The organism is Rhizobium sp. K102, assembly GCF_022385315.1.
In the GTDB taxonomy this organism is placed as follows: domain Bacteria; phylum Pseudomonadota; class Alphaproteobacteria; order Rhizobiales; family Rhizobiaceae; genus Rhizobium; species Rhizobium croatiense.
The window spans coordinates 999,006-1,019,362 of sequence record NZ_CP092436.1 but is presented as its reverse complement, the minus strand read 5'-3'; the positions used below and the strand labels follow the sequence as shown (position 1 = coordinate 1,019,362).

The following is a 20,357-nucleotide window of genomic DNA, read 5'->3' as shown; positions in this document are numbered from 1 at the left end:
CCCATATTAGCAGCATGGACAGGGACGAACCTCCCATCGCGACCATGTCCCGGCTCAAGAAAGGAACCGAAAAATGACCACGCTCACCTATCGGGGTGGTGGCAAGACCCTCACCTCCAGCGAAGGCCGCTTCGATCTGGGCCACTATGCCCACAAACTCGTGCTCGCCTGGACCCGCTGGCAGACTGCCCGCGAAATCGAAGCCATGCCGTTCGACGTCCGCAAGGATATCGGCTGGCCGAGCACCGATGACGGCAAACACCGGACCATGTAATGAATGCGACATTCCTCCTGAGATGAGGGCGGCGTCTGCATCTTGCAACGCCGCCTTTTTCGTGTCCGCCATCTCGTTTCCCATTGCACTTCAGCCCCTGAATTTCGGTTGGCTGTGAGCTCTCTTCCACCCCGCCGGCGCCCTCGCCTGGGACTTGACCGGTCAAATCGCGGTCAATGTCGCATATTTGCTCTTCCCGGCCGCATTTTTCCATGCCAATGTCGCTTTCAGGACATCGGCGCGACGCATTCCGCGCAACGAATAGTCATCGTCCCTCGAGCATGGATTTCGCTATGAACAGGATGCAGATCAAGAAGCGTTCACTGGTCTTCTTTATGGTACCGCAATTCACCATGCTGCCCTTCTCGGCCGCCGTGGACACCTTGCGCATCGCCAATCGCATGCTCGGCTATCAGGCCTATACCTGGCGGCTAGCCTCCCTCGACGGGGAAAAGGTCTATTCCTCCTGCGGCATCGGCGTCGAGGCGAATTCCTCGCTCGCCGAGGAACGCCGCCATCTCGGCGGCGAAAACCGGCCGGGCATGGTGCTCGTCTGTTCCGGCATCGATGTCGAGCACTTCAATAACAAATCGGTCAATGCCTGGCTGCGCGAATGCTACAATCGCGGCGTTGCCGTCGGCAGCCTCTGTACGGGCGCGCATGTACTGGCCCAGGCCGGGCTCTTGAACGGCAAGCGCTGCGCCATCCACTGGGAAAACCTGCCGGGCTTCTCCGAAGCCTTCCCGCAGGCGGAGGTCTATGCCGATCTCTACGAGATTGACGGCAATCTCTATACCTGCGCCGGCGGCACTGCCTCGCTCGACATGATGCTGAACCTCGTCGGCGAGGATTTCGGCGAGAGCCTCGTCAACCGTATCTGCGAGCAGCACCTGACCGATCGTGTACGCAATCCGCACGACCGTCAGCGCCTGCCGCTGCGCGCCCGCCTCGGCGTGCAGAATGCCAAGGTCCTGTCGATCATCGAGCTGATGGAAGGCAATCTCGCCGAGCCGCTGTCGCTGATCGAGATAGCCGACGGCGCCGGCCTCTCGCGGCGCCAGATCGAACGGCTGTTCCGCCAGGAGATGGGCCGCTCGCCCGCCCGCTACTATCTCGAAATCCGCCTCGACCGCGCCCGCCACCTGCTGGTGCAATCCTCGATGCCCGTCGTCGAAGTCGCCGTCGCCTGCGGCTTCGTCTCGGCCTCGCATTTCTCCAAGTGTTATCGCGAACTCTACCATCGCTCGCCGCAGCAGGAGCGCGCCGAGCGCAAGATGACCATGGCGACGGCAAGGCAGGCGGTCGCCGCCTGAGGCGGCGCCGCAACACAAGAAGCAGACCATTCCTTCGTCATGCTCGGCCTTTGTGCCGAGCATCTAACCACGGGTTGATAGGGCAGCAGATCGTCGGCACAAGGCCGAGGATGACGACCAGCGGCGACAGCCCACCCTACTGCGCCGCCTCCTCCGTCATCCTAGCGTCGGAATAGACCTGGTTGCGGCCCCGGTGTTTGGCCATGTAGAGGAACTGGTCGGCGGCATTCAAATAATTCTCGAAGGTCTCGTAGCCGCCGATCTCGGCAATGCCGATAGAGATAGTGACGCTAAGCTCCTCGTCGTCGGCGGTGACCTTCAACCGCGAGATATCCGAGCGGATCTCATCGCAAAGCTTGGTCGCAGCAGCTGAATCCATCTGCGGGAAGAGGATGGCGAATTCTTCGCCGCCAAGCCGCGAGAGAAGATTGTCGCTGCCCTCGAAGATCGTAAACAGCCGATTGGCGACCGCCTTCAGCACCTTGTCGCCGATCTCGTGACCGTAGGTATCGTTCAGACGCTTGAAATGATCGATATCGAGGATGGCGACTGAACTCGGCACTTTCAGCCGCAGGCATTCGTTCACCAGCTTCGGGCCGTTGTCATAGAAATAGCGGCGATTGTAGAGGCCGGTCAGGTAGTCGCATGCCGCCGCCGCCCTCAGCTGCCGCATCTGCGCCAGCGTCTCGGCATTGTTGGCAATGCGGCATTGCAGCTCCTCGGCGACAAAGGGCCGGTAGAGGAAGTCGCTGGCGCCCGCCTTCAGGAAACTGGCTGACAGCATGCGGTCGTTGGACGAAGACACGCCGATGACACGCAGCCTGTCCGAACCGAAGCGATGGCGGATGCGCCGCGTCAGCTCGTAACCGCTCATATCGGGCATATGGTGATCGGTGACGACGAGTTCGATGTCGCTGTAGGCTTCGAGAGCGGCCAGCGCCTCGAGCCCCGAGCTTGCCTCGACGACGAGATATTGCTGCGCCTTCAAGAGGTCGACGAGCACCTGGCGTGCCGAGACGACATCGTCGACGACGAGCACCCGCGTCTTGCGGTTGGAGATTGCCCGGCGGACGGTAGCGACCAGATTGTCGAGCGCGAACTCATTGTCCTTCAACACGTAATCGATGACATTGCGCTCCATGATCCTGTTGCGCGTGTTGAGATCGAACGTGGCGGTAAAGACGATCGCCGGGATATCGTGCTCGATCGTGCAGTCGAGCGCCTCGCCATAGGGCGAATCCGGCAGGTTGAGGTCGACGACGGCCATGGTGTAGCCGTGACCGTCTTCGGCAAGCTCCCGGCGAAGCGCTTTCAGCGACGAGCAGGATTTGACGGCAAGCCCAAGTTCCGTCTGGAATCGGTGGCAGAGCACGGCGGAAAACATCCGGGAATCTTCAACCAGAAGTATTTTGAGCCCGCCAGAGCGTAGCCCGATTCCATCTCGCTGAAAATCCGCTTGAAAAGCCACAGCCGCTATTCCCCCCTGCGCCCGACGGGCTCGACTCGGCCCCCTCCCCGGCGGGGCGGACGATAACCGAGAGGCCTATGCGCGTGAAGGGGACAAATGTGAGCGTTACTTGTAATTGCAGAAATTCGTTGACGGTTCCCCGCCGTCATCTCCCGCGCCGTCGCGGCGCCGATGCTGGAAGAGCCGTCAGGCAACCGCCCGCTCCTTGCGCATCGATTGAATTTGCAGAAGCGTATCGAGATTCTGGTTGACGCGGCAGTAGAACTCCTCGTCGATGAAGGGGCGCAGCATGAAATCATTGCCGCCGGCTTTCAGGAACCGCGCCGAAAGCAGCCGGTTCGATGAGGAGGAAACGCCGATGATGCGCAGCTCGTGCGAGCCGATATTGGCGCGGATGCGCCGCGTCAGTTCGAAGCCGTCAATATCGGGCATGTTGTAGTCGGTGATCATCAGCCCGATATCGCGATTGGCCTTCAGGATCTCCAATGCCTTGCCGCCGCTCTCGGCAACGCTGACGCGGAAATTATAGCGTTTCAGGCGGCTCGACAACAACGCGCGCGCCGTCGCGCTGTCGTCGACGATCAGCACATGGTGGCGATGATTGGTCAGGAACCGGCAGATCGACTCCGCCAGCAGATCGACCGCGAAGATATTGTCCTTGAGGATATAGTCGACGATGTCCTTGGCCATCAGCTTGTCGCGCATCCCGTCGTGGAAGGTGCCGGTGAAGACGATGGTGGGAATGGAAAGATCGACCAGATATTCGAGCGCTTCGCCGTTTTCGGCGCCGGGCAGATTGATGTTCGAGATCGCCAGCGTGATCGGATCGGAAGATTTGTCATAGGCAAACTGCAAATCCTCGAAGTTGCGGCAGATCTCGACGTCAATGTCGAACAACTCCTTGAGGCGTTTGCTGATCATCGAAGTGAACACGTTTGAATCTTCGGCGACAATAATTCGCGCGCCGGCAAACATCTCTCCGGAATATTGCATCCCCGAAATACCTAAAAACGCCATCGTAAACCTTTAATGTAAAATCCGTCCCCAATTCCAACGGATACATCAATTGATTTGACTAATTATTAATCAGCACTGTGGATACGAAAACGAAGAGATGACCCGATGGCGCCGCTGCCGATTTTCTTGCAGATATGATTAAGAAATCAGGCGCGAAGCGCCGCGCCGAGAGGTTTCCCGTGACCCAATCCGACCCGGTGATCGAATGGCTTCTTGATTCCGACCCGTCGATCCGATGGCAGGTCATGCGTGACCTGCTTGACGCCCCGCAGCGGGAATGGGTGGTCGAGCGGGCGAAAGTGGAGACCGAAGGTTGGGGCGCAAGGCTGCTTGCCTGCCAGGACGAAGACGGGCAATGGGCAGGTGGCGCCTTCCTGCCCGCCGGTTTTGACCCTTGCGAGTGGCGCGAGTACGGCCAGCCTTGGACGGCCACGACCTTTTCTCTTTCGCAACTGCGGGAATTCGGTCTCGATCCCGCCTGTGAGCGGGTGAGGCGCACCGTCGAATTGATCGGCACCAATGCCCATTGGGAGGAGGGCGGCCAGTCCTATTGGAAGGGCGAAGTCGAGGAGTGCATCAATGGCCGCACCGTCGCCGACGGCGCCTATTTCGGTGTCGACGTCTCCTCCATTGTCGAGAGGCTGACCGGCGAGCGCCTCGAGGATGGCGGCTGGAATTGCGAACGGTGCAACGGCTCCATTCGATCGTCCTTTGCCAGCACCATCAACGTGCTGGAAGGCCTGCTGGAGTTCGAGCGAGCGACCGGCGGTACGCCGCAATCCCGGGAGGCACGCAGAACGGGCGAAGAATTCCTGCTGAAGCGCAACCTCTTCCGCCGTCTCGGCACCGGCGAGCCGGCCGACGAACGCTTCCTGCACTTCCTGCACCCGAACCGCTGGCGCTACGACATCCCCCGCGCCCTCGACTATTTCCGGTCGAGCGCCCTCCTGACCGGCTCCGCTCCCGATCCGCGCCTCGGCGAGGCGATCGACCATCTTCGCTGCCGCCGCCTTCAGAACGGCAGATGGCCGCTCGACTGGACCCTGACGGGCCGTGTCTGGTTCGAGGTCAACGAGGGAGAAGGTCAGCCCTCGCGCTGGATCACGCTACGGACGATGCGGGTGCTCAGATGGTGGGATGCCAACGCCTCAGTCAATGCCTGATGCCAAGCGAGCGCAGGACATGCGGACCGCTCCGTCGTTGCCCGATCTCCGCAGGTCCCTACGCACAGCAGCCGCTCCCCGTTGCCGACGGACCGCAGCAGGCCACAGCCTTTCTGCTCTCCTCGGCGAGCCAGCGGTCGCGCGGCTTGCAGCTTGCCGGCCGCGGCGAAAGGTCGACATGCACGGCCCCGCCCCGCAAGATCGGTATTGCCGCGCAATAAAGCTGCATCGGCCGCACGCCGTCGCTGACTTCGAAAGTGAGCTTGGCGGTACCGTCGAGTTGCACATGCTCGGTCACCTTACGGACGATCGCATGGAATTTGCCGGCCGGCATATGCGTGCGCTCACCCTCGTCGATGTCCCAGAGCTGAATGAATATCTCCGTCCATGCTTCCGGATTGGCGCCGCAATCAAGCGCTGAGAATTTGCCCGCCTTGACCTCGGTGATATGATAGCCCGGCTTCACCGGCCGGCCGTCGTAATGGAAAACAAGCGGCGCGTCCGTTTCGCCGGAGAGCGCATCAAGCAGCAGGCCGAGGCTTATCTCCTCCGCCTGAATTTTATTGTTGTCGATGGCATTCATCTGCGCTAATCCTCGTTTCAACGATTCAAGGATTATTGAAATATGGATCAACGTCAAGCCCTCGCCGCATTCGGCGCGCTTTCGCAGGAAACGCGCCTCCATATCATTCGCATGCTTGTCGTCTCGGGTCCTGACGGAATGGCGGCGGGCTCCATCGCCGAAAAGGCCGAGGTTTCGCCGTCAAACGTCTCCTTCCACCTGAAGGAGCTGGAGCGATCAGGGCTGATCACCCAACAACGTGAATCGCGCTCGATCATCTACACCGCCAATTACGAGGCGCTTGGCGGTCTGATCCGTTTTCTGATGGAGGATTGCTGCGGAGGGAACGCCGAAATCTGCGCGCCCGCCGCCGCCGTCGCCGCATGCTGTGCACCTGCAACCAAGGAGGAACTGCAATGACCACAGACCGCGTTTACAATGTGCTCTTTCTCTGCACTGCCAATTCTTCGCGCTCGATCCTGGCGGAGTCGATCCTGGAGACCGAGGGCAAGGGCCGGTTCAAGGCCTATTCCGCCGGCAGCCAGCCGAGAGGCGAAGTCAATCCATTGGCGCTGAAGGAACTGCAGGCGCTGGGTTATCCCGCCACCGGATTCCGCTCGAAGAGTTGGGACGAGTTCGCCAAGCCCGACGCACCGGAGATGGATTTCATCTTCACCGTCTGCGACACCGCCCACGGCGAAGCCTGCCCCGTCTGGATCGGCCATCCGATGACCGCTCACTGGGGCGTCGAGGATCCGGCCGCCGTCGAGGGCAGCGAGGTCGAGAAGGGCCGCGCCTTCGCACAGGCAGCCCGTTTCCTGAAAAACAGGATCGTGGCCTTCCTCAGCCTGCCCCTCGCGTCGATCGACAAGCTGGCGCTGGAATCGCATCTGCGTCAGATCGGCGCGATGGAAGGCACGACGGCAAAACCGGCAGGGGCCGGCTGATGGCTTCCTATGATCTAACGCGCCGGCTGGTCGCGGAGGCGCTCGGCACCGCCATGCTGGTCGCAACCGTGGTCGGCTCCGGCATCATGGCGACATCGCTGACGGCGGATGTCGGGCTCGCCCTGCTCGGCAATACGCTGGCGACCGGCGCGATCCTGGTCGTGCTGATCACCGTGCTGGGGCCGATTTCCGGCGCCCATTTCAACCCGGCCGTCTCGTTGATCTTCGCCATGTCGGGCTCGCTGCCGAAACGCGACCTTGGCGGCTACGTGTTGGCGCAGTTTGCCGGCGGCGTGGCCGGCACGATCTGCGCCCATCTGATGTTCAACCTGCCGCTCCTGGAATTGTCGAGCAAGGTCCGTACCGGCGGCGCGCAATGGTTTTCCGAGGGGATTGCGACCTTCGGCCTCGTCGCAATCATTCTCGCCGGCATCCGCTTCGAGCAGAAGGCCGTTCCATGGCTGGTCGGGCTTTACATCACCGCCGCCTACTGGTTCACCGCCTCGACCTCGTTTGCCAATCCGGCGGTGGCCTTCGCCCGCTCCCTGACCGACACTTTCTCCGGCATCCGCCCGATCGACCTTCCGGGGTTCTGGCTTACCGAAATCGTTGGTGCGGTCGCAGCCCTCCTCCTCTTCAACTGGCTGCTGCAGCCAGCCGAGACATCGTCAACCCTATCCTCCGAGGCGAAGCTATGAACGTCACCATCTACCACAATCCCGCCTGCGGCACCTCGCGCAACACGCTGGCGATGATCCGCAATGCCGGTATCGAGCCCGACATCATCGAATACGTCAACACACCGCCGTCACGCGCGGAGCTGGTCAAGATGATCGCCGATGCCGACCTGACCGTGCGCCAGGCCCTGCGCGAGAAGGATACGCCTTACGCCGAACTCGGCCTCGGCAATCCCGATCTGAGCGACGACCAGTTGCTCGACGCCATGCTCGCCCAGCCGATCCTGATCAACCGGCCCTTCGTCGTCACCCCGCTCGGCACCCGGCTGTCGCGGCCGTCCGAGGTGGTCCTGGAAATCCTGCCGGAGACGCATAAGGGCGCCTTCACCAAGGAAGACGGCGAGAAGGTGCTCGATGCCGAAGGCAAGCGCATTGTCTGACCTGCCAGCAACTTCGCCGGCCCATCTTCGTCAGCCGGATCTGGCGGCGTTGCGGCCGCCCTTCTCGACGCATAAGCCGCGCATCCTCATCCTTTACGGCTCGCTGAGGGCCGTATCCTACAGCCGTCTCCTCGCGCATGAGGCATCGCGGTTGCTCGAGCACTTCGGCTGCGAAGTGCGGATCTTCGATCCGGAGGGCCTCCCCCTTCCCGACGGAGCGCCGGTCGCCCATCCCAAAGTGCAGGAATTGCGCGAACTGTCGGCCTGGTCGGAAGGCCAGGTCTGGGTAAGCCCCGAACGACACGGCGCAATGAGCGGGATCATGAAGGCGCAGATCGACTGGATACCGCTGTCGGTGGGTTCGGTCCGGCCGACGCAGGGCAAGACGCTTGCCGTCATGCAGGTATCCGGCGGTTCGCAGTCGTTCAATGCCGTGAACCAGATGCGCATCCTCGGCCGGTGGATGCGGATGATCACCATTCCCAACCAGTCGTCGGTGGCAAAGGCTTTCCAGGAGTTCGACAGCGACGGGCGCATGAAGCCCTCATCCTTTTACGACCGCGTCGTGGACGTCTGCGAGGAACTGGTGAAATTCACATGGCTGACGCGCGACGCCTCGGCCTACCTTACCGACCGCTACAGCGAGCGCAGAGAAGAAGCCGAAAAGCTTGAACGACGCGTGGGCCTCAAATCCATATGACGCCCGTCGCTTCCGAACGGCCGCCCATTGCCGCCATCCTCGCACTCGGCCTGACGCAGATCATCGGCTACGGAACCCTCTATTACAGCTTCAGCATCCTCGCGCCCGACATGGCGCGCGGGCTCGATTGGTCGGCGGAATGGATCTTCGGCGCGCTGTCGGCGGCGCTGCTGATCGGCGGCCTGGCGGCTCCCGCCATGGGCAAATGGATCGATCGCTTCGGCGCCGGCCGGGTCATGACTTTGGGCTCGGCGATAGCGGCAATCGCGCTTGCCGGCTGCGCCTTTGCTCCCGGCAAAGTCGCTTTCGTCATCGCCCTGATCGCCGTCGAGACGGCGTCGAACCTCGTGCAATATGGCGCGGCCTTCGCCCTGCTGGTTCAGATAAGGCCGCAGGTGGCCCAGCGCAGCATCACCTATCTCACGCTGCTCGGCGGTTTCGCCTCGACCATCTTCTGGCCAATCACCACCGCGCTGCATACCCACTTCTCTTGGCAGAGCGTCTATCTCATCTTCGCCGCGATCAATCTGCTCGTCTGCCTTCCCATCCATACTTGGCTGGCGCGCAGCGCCGGCCATCGCGGAACTGGCGAGAAGAGCGGCGCAACCAGGCGCATCGAACCCAGCCTTCCCGCCGCCGCGCGCACGCCGGCCTTCATCCTGATGGTCACCGGCTTTGCGCTGGAAAGCTTCGTCAACGCGGCCCTTCTGGTCCATATGGTGCCCGTCATGTCGGCGCTCGGGCTCGGCGCCATGGCCGTCATGGTCGGCACGCTTTTCGGACCCTCGCAGGTGATGAGCCGCTTCATCAACATGGTCTTCGGCGGCGGCCTGCCGCAGCTCATGCTCGCCGTCATTTCCGCCGTGCTCCTGCCGGCGGCCCTTGTCATTCTCCTCCTCACCGCGCCGTCGGTTCCCGGCGCAGTGGTCTTCGCCGTGGTCTTCGGCCTCGGCTCCGGCCTCAGCAGCATCGTGCAGGGAACTCTGCCCTTGGCGCTCTTCGGAAGCGAGGGCTATGGCCAGCGGCAGGGAAAAGTGATGTCGGCCCGCCTCGCCGTCTCCTCGACGGCGCCGTTCGCGCTGGCCTTCCTGATGGGCAATATCGGCGTATCATGGTCGCTGTCGATCACTGCCGGGCTCGGCGCCGCGGCCGTGGCGGCACTCCTCGCCATCCGGCCGCTGATGCGGATGCCCGTGGCGGCGCAAACGGCTCTGGCGCGCGGAGAGCCATAGCCCCAGGGGGCCGCAGCCTTACTTGACGACGGCCGAGCCCTTGATGATGTCGATCGTCTCGCCGCCGTCGAGGCCGATGCGGTCGCCGTCGGGCGTCGTCATGAAGCAGCCGGAAGGGCAGAGATTTTCCGAAGCCCCGGCATCGACAACGACCTCGACGCGCTGACCGCCCTCGGTGATGACGAGCACCACAGCGGCAGGATCGGTGTTGGTGACGGATGCCGCATGGACCGCCGGCGCGGCAAGAAACAGGACAAACAGAACGGCGGCAAATCTTGCCATCATGTGCGGCGGCGCGGGTGCGCCCTCCCCTCGAACGATCGGTGCTGCCCTCGGCAGCGATCCCGATTGTGGAGATCATGCACACAGACCTGTGAATGATGGCTGAATGAGCCGTTCAGCTCTTCAGGCTGGCCTCGGCAGTACGGCCGCGCAGCTGTCGCACCCGATGTTCCTCCTCGCCGGCAGCCCCGTCCGCGGAGCTGGACCTGACGTCCCTGCCCTCGTTGGCGATGGCCGCGGGCGCCTCGCGGTGGATGGTCAGATCGCTCTGCGGCAACGGGATCTCGATGCCCTCCGCCTTGAAGCGCTTGAGGATCTCGATCCTCAGATCGTTGCGCACCGTCATGCCGTCGCCCATATCGGCGAGGAAGAAGCGCAGTTCGAAATCCAGCGAATAGGGACCGAAGCGCAGGAATTCGACATGCGGTTCGGGATTGCGCATGACGAGCGGTATCTTGGCCGTCAGTTCCAGCAGTATATCCATCACCTTCTGCGGATCGGCATCGTAGCTGACCGAAACAGGAATTTCCGAGCGGCCGATCTTGTTGCGGTGCGTCCAGTTGCCGACCAGCCCGTTGATCAGCTCCGAATTCGGCACGATGATCGACTGTTTGCGAAAGGTCTCGATCTCGGTGGCGCGCACCGAGATGCGCTTGACGATGCCTTCGGCCGTGCCCGAGACGACATGGTCGCCGACCTTGAACGGCCGCTCGACGAGCAGGATCAGGCCGGAGACGAAGTTGGAGACGATGTTCTGCAGGCCGAAACCGATGCCGACCGAAAGTGCCGAGGCGACGAGCGCGAAGCTCGACAGATCGATCCCGGCGGCCGAGACGCCGATGATCGCCGCCACACCGACCCCGAGATAACCGATCCCCGTCTTGACGGAGTTGCGCACGCCGAGATCGACATGGCTTCGGGCCATAACATTGCCGTCGAGCCAGCGCTGCACCCAGCGCGTCAACAGGTAGACGCCGGCAAACAACAGAATGCCGGTGCAGATGCCGAGCAGCGAGATGCTGATGCCGCCGAGCTTGACCTCGGTAAACAGCCGATAGGCGATCAGCTGCAGATCCTGCACATGGAAGCCCCAGAGCAGCAGGATAAGCGGAATGCCGACCAGCAGCGCCACGGCATAGATGGCAAGGCCGACGAGCAAGCCGAACTGATCGATCGCCACCGGCCCCAGGTTGAACCGCCGCGTCAGGAAGCGCGCGAAGAAGGTGTCGCCGAAGCTCTCCTGCCGCGAGATCGCCTTGCCCGACAGCAGACCGACATACATGGTGGCGACGACCGCACCGGTAATGATGAACTGCGTGGCGACGAAGCGCGCCAGTCCTACATAGCCCGCGAGCGCCGTGACGATGAGGCCGGCGCCGGCAACGCGCAGGATGATGGCCATGCCGCGCGGCCAATGCCTGCCCGGCGCGTCGGGATCGCCGTTCCGTGCCAGCATCGGCTTGCCAAAGGAGGCAGCGATAAGGATCACGCCGATGATGAGCGCGGCGATCAGGCTCCTGACCACCGTCAGCACCAGTGGCGAACCCATCGCCTCGCTGACCGTGCCGAACAGATAGTCGAGCCCGTTGACGACAGCCATCGCCAGCAGGCAGTAGCCGATCGAGCGGGCGCCGAGATTGGAAAGCTTCACCAGCCGCCAATGCGGTTCACGCGGCGCGAAGATGGCGTTGACGAACCGGCCGACGAAATAGACGAGCCCGATCGTGCCGAACAGCGCACCGATGACGGGTGCGATATCGGGCCGCAGCACGTTGAAACTATTGAGGAAGAAGAAGGAAGTTACGAGCAGCACCGCAAGCGCCAGAGTGCGGATCAACGTCGACCAGAAGGCAATCGACAGCCGGCCGATATAGGACGGGTTCTCGACCGCCTCATCGCGGCGCAGATATGCGCCGAACAGGCGGTAGCTGCCGGAGAGCAGAATGAGCGCCGAGGCGAGCGACAGGAAGATCGCCGCAAACAACGGGAAGCGCTTGAACTTCCAGACGAAGGCGGCCCAGCTGGACAGGGCCTGCGAGAATTCGCTGACCTCGTGCACGAAGGCGCCGGCGGCATCGTCGAGCACCGAGACGGAGATTTCGGTACGTCTGAGAAGCGTATCGGCGAAAAGCCGCCGTCGCATCTCGATAATCTCGTTGACAAGCTGCGTCACCGCGATCGACAGATTTTCGGCGTCGCCTGTCACCGCGTTGATCTGCGCACGCTCGGCGGCAAGCGCATTGCGCTCCTGGGTGACGATCTCAGCCTCGGGCGGCTGTCCATCCTTCGGCGGATCACCGATCTCGCCAAGGCGGTTTTTGATCTGATCGAAACGCGGCCTGAGATTGACTGAGATCGTAATGACGGCGCGGCTGAGTTCGTCGGCCTTGGCCGCAATCCCGACCAGCGCATCGTCATTATCGGCGTTCTGCTTGACGCTGTCCTGGAGCGAGCCGAGCTGGACCTTCGCCCTTTCGATTTCCTTCGCCGCCTGAGCGGATGGCGTATCGACAAGCGGCGTCTCTGCCGCCGCCTGCGTCTGCTCCTGCGCCAAGGCTGCGGCACTCTCGAAATGGGCGCCGGCCAGCGCCAGCGTCATCAGAAGAATGGTGCGAAGCAGGATCGTTCTCAGCCGCAAAAGCGCCTCCGGGAGGGTTGTCGTCAGGATAGAATGTCAGCTTTTCATTGCAAACAAAGGCGACAGAAAGGCGGGAAATGCCTAAAGCGCCTCGCAGCGAACTTGAAAGACCTGCATGAGAAGCACTCAGAAGCCGGCGCCTGGCCGGGAGAGATAGTCACGCTCCGCAGCCGTCGACTCCCGTCCGACGATGGCATTGCGGTGCGGAAATCGGCCATAGGCGGCGATCACATCGCGATGACGAATGGCATAATCCAGGTATTCCGCGTCGCCAAGCGCAGTGAACAAGGCCACCGAACGTTCCTGCTCGTCGAGGTTTTCGGCATGTTCGAACGGCAGGTAGAAGAAGGTGCGACAGGCGACCTCGACCGCTTGGTCGCCACCGGCCGCAAGCGCGAGCTTGGCTTCCCGCAGCGCAAGTCCGTCGGTTGCGAAGGCGAGCGGCGTGCCGCGATAGATGTTGCGGGGGAACTGGTCGAGCACGATGACCGCCGCCAGCCGGCATATCGGATCGGCCCGCCATTCGTCACTGATGCCTGCGGCCAGCGCCAGATGCGTATCGCGGTAAACATCACGAATCTCCACGTCAAGTTCCGGCGGCGGCTGGAACCACAGCTCCCGCCCGCATCGAACGAACCAGAAATCATAGACTTCGCGCGGCGTGCGGATCGTCGTCATGTCTGTCCTCCCCTTGCGTTAGGTTTGATGATGCGATGTCAGTAAACAATTGCTGAGAAAAGATAATGCTGTGCCGTGAGGCCCCCTCATCCGCCCTGCGGGCACCTCTCCCCCGAGGGAGAAGGGGATCGAGACGTTGCCACGAGTCTCTTCTCCCCTCGAGGAGAAGGTGCCGGCAGGCCGATGAGGAGGCCACACGGCACGACCTGCACCACACGTCCTACTTCCCCTCATGCAACGAAAACACCAGCGTCGCCCTCGTCCCATTATGATCGGGATCATAGGCGAAATCCGATTTCAGGCTGGCGGCCATCCCGGTCAAAATACGCGTACCGAGCCCCGTCCCTCTGGCCGGGCTCTCCGGATCAAACCCCGCGCCGTCATCCTCGACGATGACCTTCAGCATCTCTTCCGTCTGATCGACGCTGACACGGATCTCCCCCGTCACGCTGTCCGGATAGGCATATTTAAAGGCATTGGTGACGAGCTCGCTGACGATCAGTCCGAGGGTGATAACCTTGTCGGTCGCCAGATTGACCGGCGCCGCAGTCAGCATGATGCGATGCGGCCGCTTGTCGTCACGCATCGACGCTTCGAGTTCGGTCAGCAGGCTGTTCAGATATTCATCGAGCTGCACCGTTCCGACCTGCCGGTTGGTATAGAGCCGGCGGTGCACGCTGGCGATGGCGTTGATCCGCATCTGCGTTTCGTGCAGCGCATCGATCGCCACCTGGTCCTTGGTCATCGAGGATTGCATGCGGATCAGCGCGCCGACCAGCCCGAGACTGTTGGCAATGCGGTGATTGACTTCGGCAAGCAGCATCTCGGCAAGATCGCGCTGCTGGCGGATCACCTCCTGCGCCTGCGCCGTCTCGCGGCGAAAACGCGCCCGCTCCAATGCCTGTTCGAGGGCAGCCGCGAGCAGATCGAAATAATCGGCCGAGATCCCCTTCAGCACGTAGTCGTCGGCACCCGCCTTCAGCGCCGCGACCGCGATGCTGGTATCGTCCGAACCTGTCGCATAGATGACCGGTGGATGATCCGGCATCGCCGTGATGCAGGGCAGAATGTCGAGGCCGGTTTCGTTGGCCAGCACGTGATCGAGCACGACGGCATCGATTCCGCCTTCGCCAAGTCTTGCCAGGCCGGCAGCGCCGTTCTTAGCCCACTCGACCGAAAAGCCGCGCCGAAGCAGGTTTTTCTGCATCAGCAATGCAAGCTCCTCGTCGTCGTCGATATAGAGGATGTGGATCAGGACATCCGCATCGCCGCTAGAATTGCTCATTCCCTCTCCCGGCGTTCTCCCGCAGCGACGATGGACCGCCAGCGCAACTCGTCCGCATGGCAATGTCGTATTGCATTGACCGCCCGAGGTAAACAGCCGCTATCCCTCGCTCTTGTCGCAGGCGGCGCGAAAGGACGACAACGGAAAACCGGTACCGCAGAGCGGCTTGATTGGTTTCGTCGGCAGGTTAGTTTTTCTGATATTTCCGATGACCCGAAACCTCCGCTCCCGCCTCCGCAGGCAATTGCAGGAAACGCAGCGACGAGATGATCCCGATCGCTCCGACCAAGACGAAGGCCCACCGGAAGTCGGCAAGAACGGGGGTCTGGCCCCCTCTGAGAGCCGCGGCAATGTTGAGCACGGCGGCCGCCACGGCCACGCCGAGCAGCATCGACACCTGCTGCAGCATGCTTGACAGCGTCGAGGCCGAGCTGCGCTGCGCCGGGCCGATATCGGCGAAAGCCAGCGTGTTCAGCGCGGTGAATTCCATCGACCGCGACAGGCCGGCGAGAAAAAGCAGCGCATGGATGAAAAACTGCGGTGTATCAGGCGTCAGAAAACCGCAGGCGACGATCGAAAACGCCGCGATCAGCCCATTCAGCACAAGCACCGTGCGGAAACCGAAGAAACGCAGGAGCGGCGTCGTCACCGTCTTCATGCCGAGATTGCCGAGGAAATCGACGAGTAGATAAGTGCCGGCGGCAATAGAACTCAGCCCGAATCCGAGCTGGAACAACAGCGGCAGCAGGAACGGCGTCGCATTGATGGCCACCCTGCAGGCCGTGCCCGCCGACAGCGTCGACATCGCGAAGGTCTGGACGCGGAAGGCTGAAAGGTCGAGAAGCGGATTGTCGACAGCGAGGAAATGTCGCGTCGCCATGACGGAGAGCACGATGCCGGCCGCGAGCATTGATATGACCGGCAGGAGCCCGCCCTCCCATTTGACTGAGAGTTCCAGGGCGGCGAGCAGGAAGGTGAGCCCTACCGCACTGAACACGAAGCCGACGAGATCGAGACGGCCGGCGTCGGCCTCGCGCTGCTCCGGCACGAAGCGCAACACCAGCCCCATGCCGAGAACACCGATCGGGATATTGATGAGAAAGTTCCAGTGCCAGCTGGCATAGGTGGTGATGAAACTGCCGAGCACCGGGCCGATCACCGGCGCGGTCAGCGCCGGCCAGGTGATCAGCGCGATCGCCTGGACGAGTTCGGACTTGCGGGCGTTCTTCAGCACGATGATGCGCCCGACCGGCGTCATCAGCGCGCTGCCCGCCCCCTGGACGGCGCGCCACAGCACGAACTCCATGAGGCTGCCGGACAGCCCGCAGAACAGCGAGGCGCCGGTGAAGACGCCGATCGACATCAGGAAGACACGGCGCGCGCCGAAGCGATCGCCGAGCCAGCCCGACAGCGGAATGAAGGCTGCCATCGTCAGCATATAGACGGTGATGCCGATGCTCATCGACACCGGCTGCACGCCAAAGCTTGCCGCCATCTGCGGCAACGAGGTGGCAACGATCGTGCCGTCGAGAATCTGCATGAAGAAGGAGACGGCAACGACCAGCGCCACGATCTTCGCCTGGCGGCCGCTTGCCGCCTCTTGCCGGTTCTCGCTCGTCTCTGCCGTGGTCATCGATCTGCCAATGAAAATTCCGGGTGACGCGGCAGAAACGGGAAGGAAGATCGATCGAAGATCTGCCGCGCGGGAACTCGCGGCCATCGAAAGCCGCGTATTGGCTGAATACGCCCGTTGCCGCCGGCCGGAAAGGCTAAATCTCGCACCCGCGGGGAATATTCCCTCGGGGGCCGCGCTGGCCTCCATATGTCAAGAAAAAGGCCCCGCCGAAGCGAGGCCAAGTTTGAACCGCACCCGGGAAAACAGGAGCGGCGCAAACTCCATAGCCTGAGGTACGTCCTGCAGCGAGGCCAGATGTCGCCGTATCGGTACGCTCGTCAATGAAATTTTGCGATTCGTCAAAAGCGTCAGCCGCTCACAGTCGACAGCGTAACTGGGTGGACAGCGCCGCTTGCGACCGGCAAAAAGGCAGGGCGACGGCACGAAAACCAACGGACGGGTCTCAATCGATGAAACACTTCTTCAACCGCAGGGAAACGATCGTCACCGAAGCCTTGGATGGTCTTCTTCAGACGAGCGGCAAGGGCCGCCTCGCCCGCCTCGACAGCTTTCCCGACATCAAGGTGATCCTGCGAGCCGACTGGGACAAGTCGAAGGTGGCAATCATCTCGGGCGGCGGCGCCGGCCACGAGCCCTCGCATGCCGGTTTCGTCGGCAGAGGCATGCTGACTGCGGCGGTCTCGGGCGAGATCTTCGCCTCGCCGAGCGTCGACGCGGTGCTCACCGCGATCCGCGCGGTGACCGGGCCGCGCGGCGCCCTTCTGATCGTCAAGAATTACACTGGGGACCGCCTGAATTTCGGTCTTGCCGCCGAAAAGGCCCGCACCGAAGGCTTCGATGTCGAGATGGTCATCGTCGCCGACGATATCGCCCTGCCCGGCATCAACCAGCCGCGCGGCGTCGCCGGCACGCTGTTCGTCCATAAGATCGCGGGCTACCATGCCGAACGCGGTCAGGATCTAAAGACGGTCACAGCCCAGGCCAGAAGTGCGGCCGGCGATATCGTCTCGCTCGGCATGTCGCTTTCCACCTGCAGCGCGCCCGGCCAGACGCATGAGAACCGCCTCGGCGCCGACGAGGGTGAGCTCGGCCTCGGCATCCACGGCGAGCCGGGCGTCGAGCGCATCACGCTGCAGCCGGTCGCCGACATCGTCGCCACCATGTCCGCACGCCTCTCCGCCACGCTGGGAAATGCCGGCGATCATGCGCTGCTCATCAACAATCTCGGCGCCGTGCCGCCGCTCGAAATGGCCGTCATCGCCAATGCGGTGCTGGCCGCCGCGCTTGGCCGCCGCGTCCGCCTCATCATCGGCCCGGCGCCAATGATGACTGCGCTCAACATGAACGGCTTCTCGCTGTCGCTGATCCCACTCGATGCCGAGCGTGAGGCAGCCCTGACAGCCGCTGTCGAGCCGCATGCCTGGATGCCCGCCGTCGGGCGCCACGAAATCGAGACCATCGCCGCACCGAGAACGGCCGCCGGAAAAGCCACAGCAGGCGAGAACCCGGGCAGCCGGCGCCTGATCACGGCGCTCTGCGAGCATCTGATCTCGTTGGAAGAGGAGCTCAACCGGCTGGACGGCCGCGTCGGTGACGGCGATACCGGCTCGACCGTGGCAACGGGCGCCCGCAGCCTGCTCGCCCGCCTCGATACGCTGCCGCTCGACCGGCCGGCGGCCACCCTTGCCGCGATCGGCAATGTCCTCGGCACCAGCATGGGTGGATCGAGCGGCGTGCTGCTGTCGATCTTCTTCACCGCGGCGGCCAAGGCGATGGCCGACAAGGCCGATATATCGGCAGCCCTTCTCGCCGGGCTGGACAGGATGACCTTCTACGGCGGAGCCGAAGTCGGCGACCGGACGATGGTCGATGCGCTCTCGCCGGCACTGCATGCGCTCGCCGCCGGCGGCGTCGCGGCAGCCGCAAAGGCGGCGGCATCCGGCGCGGAATCGACGAAGGCAATGACCAAGGCGAGAGCCGGACGTTCCTCCTATGTCGGCGCAAGGGATCTGGCCGATGTGGCCGATCCCGGCGCGGTCGCCATCGCCGCAGCCTTCGCGGCGGCGGCAAACCTTCCATAGGTTCTCAGATATAAAGCGGCGCCATCCTCCGCCAGGCGCCGGCGCGATGGGCGCGGCCATCCCAGACATGCAGCTGATGGCGGATATTCTTCTCGCCCAGCAAGCGGCTGAGATAGCGGTTGTTGTCGAGGAAGGGATCGGCATCGCCGATGGTCAGCACGATGTCGATCTCGCGCAGCCTGTCGAGCCGCCAGTCGGCGCCGAGGCCGGGCAGGAAATGTGTCGGGGTGTGGAAATAAACGCTGTCGTCGTAATAGCCGTCGAACAGGTCGCCGAAGGATTCCACCTTCATCGTCAGGTCGTAGCGCCCGGAAAAGGCGACGAGCTTGCGGAAGAGATGCGGGTGACGGAAGACGAGGCTCGCCGCCTGGAAGGCGCCGAGGCTGCATCCATGCACAATGGTGCAGTCATGCGAATTCTTCGCCGCCATCAGCGGCAGCACCTCGTTGAGGATATAATCCTCCAGCGCCGCATGCCGGCGGATGCGCTCGGCCGGATGCCGATGGAAGCCGTAGAGGCTGTCTGCCGCCAGGCCCTCGATGCAATAGAGCTGGAGATGGCCGGCCTGCAGCTTATCTGCAAGGCTTGCGACCAGGCCGAGCTGCTCATATTCGAAAAAGCGCCCTTCCCGCGTCGGAAAGACCAGCACCTTGGCACCGGCATGGCCGAACACCAGCATCTCCATGTCTCGATGCAGACGCTGACTGTACCAGCGCAGATATTCGCGGCTCATGACACCCTGAAGAACTGTCCGATCTTGTCGCGGAGAACCGCCTCTTGCTCAGCACTTCCAGGGTAGTCGAAATGCCCGGCGTCCAGGATGAAGATTTCATTAAATTTCGGTATCGAATTGGCGACAGCGAACTGGCAGGGCGGCGCGACCGAAGGATCGAAAAGCGCTACAGCCGTCAGCATCGGCACCCTGATCCGCCTCGCGGCCGTCGCCGCATCGAAGAAGCGCAGCGTCTCTTTGCATGTTCCGCCTGATATTCCTGCACCGATTGGGCGCTGCCGACGCTCGGCAGCTTGAGGCGCAGCGGCTGGTGCCCGAAGCTCGGAAGCGCGAGATGCCCGCGGTCGATGCGGTCGTCATAGGCGATCGCCATCGCCCCGACACCGCCGCCGAAGCTGATGCCGCTATAGCCGATATGCCCTGATAGCCAGGGATAGAGCGCAGCGAGCGTCGAGACGGCAAGCCAGATATCCTCGACGCAGCCGCCGATGATATAGGAGTCCTTCTTGTCGATATCGTGCAGCACATGCCAGGAAGGGTTCTCGGAAATCGGCGGATGGGCGCTGAGCGACAGCCCGCGGCAGCAGGGAAAGATGAGCGCGGTTTCGGTGACCGGCAGGTCGAAATCCGGACGCTCGCGTCCGCCGTAACCATGCCCGACAACCAGGCCGCGCCGCACCTCCCCCTCGCGCGGCAGCAGCAGCCAGCCGCCGATCCGGAACGCATCCGTGGAGAGATAGACGAGGTCGAGCACGTGCCAGTCGGGATGGGTGATCTCGCTGTAGGAAAGCGCCGGCTGCGGATCGACCGTCAGCGCCTTTTGATACCGCGTCTCCCAGAATGCGTCGAAACCATCCGGCTCCTCCGGCGGCTCAACCGCAAGCAGCTCGTCGAGCTGCATGCCGTAAGTGGGATCGAAGGCGAAAGGATGTGTCGCGGGAATGCTCATCCGGACTTTGTCGCGTGAAAGCACCGGCCATGCAAGGCTACGTGGCGGCGACTTGCTCGTCTGCCCTCTCCGCAAGACTGCGCAGGCCGAAGGGCGATGGAGCAGACTGGCCTCCAACCCTCCGTCATTCCTGTGCTTGTCACAGGAATCCAGCCACGGTGCGCCCGCGCTGTGGATTGACACCAGATGAACCTAAAGTGGGTCTCCCGCGCCCAAGGACTTGGACGTGCTGAAAAATTCGGCTGATATGTCCGACGCCGAATCTGGCAGCCGCCGGCAGCT

Annotated in this window: 20 protein-coding genes and 3 pseudogenes; 13 read left to right on the top strand and 10 right to left on the bottom strand. The window is 62.7% G+C overall.

Annotation, left to right across the window (positions count from 1 at the left end; translation table 11 throughout):
* The first annotated feature begins 73 nt into the window (after window positions 1-73).
* The 4 genes and pseudogenes from MHI61_RS10890 to MHI61_RS10875 all read left to right on the top strand — a co-directional run bounded on the left by MHI61_RS10890 (window position 74) and on the right by MHI61_RS10875 (window position 1,587).
* The gene (locus MHI61_RS10890) at window positions 74-274 is read left to right on the top strand and encodes a hypothetical protein (RefSeq protein WP_239792005.1); all 201 of its coding nucleotides are present in this window, start codon (window positions 74-76) and stop codon (window positions 272-274) included.
* Window positions 275-450: 176 nt separating this feature from the next.
* Window positions 451-1,056 (top strand): annotated as a pseudogene (locus MHI61_RS32790) (AraC family transcriptional regulator); the annotation flags it as partial.
* Window positions 1,057-1,070: 14 nt separating this feature from the next.
* A pseudogene (locus tag MHI61_RS10880) lies at window positions 1,071-1,331 on the top strand (hypothetical protein); the annotation flags it as partial.
* Entirely contained in the window at window positions 1,264-1,587 is a 324-nt protein-coding gene (locus tag MHI61_RS10875; RefSeq protein WP_306428690.1) for a helix-turn-helix domain-containing protein, read from the top strand. The pseudogene MHI61_RS10880 and the gene MHI61_RS10875, both read left to right, overlap by 68 nt.
* Window positions 1,588-1,723: 136 nt before the next feature.
* Here the strand turns inward: MHI61_RS10875 and MHI61_RS10870 are convergent, their stop codons facing one another.
* Both MHI61_RS10870 and MHI61_RS10865 read right to left on the bottom strand, forming a co-directional pair.
* Entirely contained in the window at window positions 1,724-3,055 is a 1,332-nt protein-coding gene (locus MHI61_RS10870) for a diguanylate cyclase (RefSeq protein ID WP_239792004.1), read from the bottom strand.
* A gap of 186 nt (window positions 3,056-3,241) precedes the next feature.
* The gene (locus MHI61_RS10865; protein WP_239792003.1) at window positions 3,242-4,072 is read right to left on the bottom strand and encodes a response regulator; all 831 of its coding nucleotides are present in this window, start codon (window positions 4,070-4,072) and stop codon (window positions 3,242-3,244) included.
* 179 nt (window positions 4,073-4,251) lie between these two features.
* Between MHI61_RS10865 and MHI61_RS10860 the strand changes: the two genes are divergently transcribed.
* Window positions 4,252-5,235, top strand: coding sequence for a squalene cyclase (locus MHI61_RS10860; RefSeq protein ID WP_239792002.1), 984 nt, complete (start codon window positions 4,252-4,254; stop codon window positions 5,233-5,235).
* A 58-nt stretch (window positions 5,236-5,293) separates the two neighbouring features.
* Here the strand turns inward: MHI61_RS10860 and MHI61_RS10855 are convergent, their stop codons facing one another.
* Window positions 5,294-5,818, bottom strand: coding sequence for a DUF6428 family protein (locus MHI61_RS10855; RefSeq protein ID WP_239792001.1), 525 nt, complete (start codon window positions 5,816-5,818; stop codon window positions 5,294-5,296).
* 42 nt (window positions 5,819-5,860) lie between these two features.
* Between MHI61_RS10855 and MHI61_RS10850 the strand changes: the two genes are divergently transcribed.
* Genes MHI61_RS10850 through arsK form a run of 6 tightly spaced genes read left to right on the top strand, consistent with a single transcriptional unit; the run spans window position 5,861 to window position 9,793 of the window.
* Window positions 5,861-6,217 (top strand): metalloregulator ArsR/SmtB family transcription factor, encoded by a 357-nt coding sequence (locus MHI61_RS10850; protein WP_183913216.1) that lies wholly within the window; start codon window positions 5,861-5,863, stop codon window positions 6,215-6,217.
* Window positions 6,214-6,744, top strand: coding sequence for an arsenate reductase ArsC (locus MHI61_RS10845; RefSeq protein WP_222140014.1), 531 nt, complete (start codon window positions 6,214-6,216; stop codon window positions 6,742-6,744). Before MHI61_RS10850 ends, MHI61_RS10845 begins: the two co-directional genes overlap by 4 nt.
* Window positions 6,744-7,442 (top strand): MIP/aquaporin family protein, encoded by a 699-nt coding sequence (locus tag MHI61_RS10840; RefSeq protein WP_239792000.1) that lies wholly within the window; start codon window positions 6,744-6,746, stop codon window positions 7,440-7,442. Before MHI61_RS10845 ends, MHI61_RS10840 begins: the two co-directional genes overlap by 1 nt.
* Entirely contained in the window at window positions 7,439-7,861 is a 423-nt protein-coding gene (arsC, locus tag MHI61_RS10835; RefSeq protein ID WP_239791999.1) for an arsenate reductase (glutaredoxin), read from the top strand. Before MHI61_RS10840 ends, arsC begins: the two co-directional genes overlap by 4 nt.
* Window positions 7,836-8,561 carry an arsenical resistance protein ArsH gene (gene arsH, locus MHI61_RS10830; protein ID WP_239791998.1) on the top strand — a complete coding sequence of 242 codons (726 nt, stop codon included), beginning with the start codon at window positions 7,836-7,838 and terminating at the stop codon, window positions 8,559-8,561. Before arsC ends, arsH begins: the two co-directional genes overlap by 26 nt.
* The gene (arsK, locus tag MHI61_RS10825) at window positions 8,558-9,793 is read left to right on the top strand and encodes an arsenite efflux MFS transporter ArsK (RefSeq protein WP_239791997.1); all 1,236 of its coding nucleotides are present in this window, start codon (window positions 8,558-8,560) and stop codon (window positions 9,791-9,793) included. Before arsH ends, arsK begins: the two co-directional genes overlap by 4 nt.
* Window positions 9,794-9,811: 18 nt before the next feature.
* Here arsK and MHI61_RS10820 read toward each other — a convergent pair whose 3' ends face one another.
* The 5 genes from MHI61_RS10820 to MHI61_RS10800 form a co-directional block, all read right to left on the bottom strand.
* Window positions 9,812-10,078: a hypothetical protein gene (locus tag MHI61_RS10820; RefSeq protein WP_239791996.1), complete on the bottom strand. Its 267-nt coding sequence runs from the start codon at window positions 10,076-10,078 to the stop codon at window positions 9,812-9,814.
* Between the two features lie 112 nt (window positions 10,079-10,190).
* Window positions 10,191-12,713 carry a mechanosensitive ion channel family protein gene (locus tag MHI61_RS10815; RefSeq protein WP_239791995.1) on the bottom strand — a complete coding sequence of 841 codons (2,523 nt, stop codon included), beginning with the start codon at window positions 12,711-12,713 and terminating at the stop codon, window positions 10,191-10,193.
* Between the two features lie 126 nt (window positions 12,714-12,839).
* On the bottom strand, window positions 12,840-13,391 hold the full coding sequence (locus MHI61_RS10810; RefSeq protein WP_222144119.1) for a DUF924 family protein: 552 nt from the start codon (window positions 13,389-13,391) through the stop codon (window positions 12,840-12,842).
* A 220-nt stretch (window positions 13,392-13,611) separates the two neighbouring features.
* Window positions 13,612-14,676, bottom strand: a complete 1,065-nt coding sequence (locus MHI61_RS10805) for a histidine kinase dimerization/phosphoacceptor domain -containing protein (protein WP_239791994.1) — start codon at window positions 14,674-14,676, stop codon at window positions 13,612-13,614.
* A 187-nt stretch (window positions 14,677-14,863) separates the two neighbouring features.
* On the bottom strand, window positions 14,864-16,309 hold the full coding sequence (locus tag MHI61_RS10800) for an MFS transporter (protein WP_239791993.1): 1,446 nt from the start codon (window positions 16,307-16,309) through the stop codon (window positions 14,864-14,866).
* Between MHI61_RS10800 and MHI61_RS10795 the strand changes: the two genes are divergently transcribed.
* A complete protein-coding gene (locus tag MHI61_RS10795) occupies window positions 16,215-16,583 on the top strand; it encodes a hypothetical protein (RefSeq protein ID WP_239792926.1) in 369 nt (122 codons plus the stop codon). The two genes, MHI61_RS10800 and MHI61_RS10795, sit on opposite strands and share 95 nt — an antisense overlap.
* 178 nt (window positions 16,584-16,761) lie before the next feature.
* Window positions 16,762-18,393, top strand: coding sequence for a dihydroxyacetone kinase subunit DhaK (locus tag MHI61_RS10790; RefSeq protein ID WP_239791992.1), 1,632 nt, complete (start codon window positions 16,762-16,764; stop codon window positions 18,391-18,393).
* A 4-nt stretch (window positions 18,394-18,397) separates the two neighbouring features.
* Here MHI61_RS10790 and MHI61_RS10785 read toward each other — a convergent pair whose 3' ends face one another.
* Together MHI61_RS10785 and MHI61_RS10780 are read right to left on the bottom strand one after the other, a co-directional pair.
* Entirely contained in the window at window positions 18,398-19,126 is a 729-nt protein-coding gene (locus tag MHI61_RS10785; protein ID WP_239791991.1) for an alpha/beta hydrolase-fold protein, read from the bottom strand.
* Window positions 19,123-20,075: pseudogene (locus MHI61_RS10780) on the bottom strand (acetylxylan esterase). The gene MHI61_RS10785 and the pseudogene MHI61_RS10780 overlap by 4 nt, the downstream one beginning before the upstream one ends.
* Window positions 20,076-20,357: the final 282 nt, after the last annotated feature.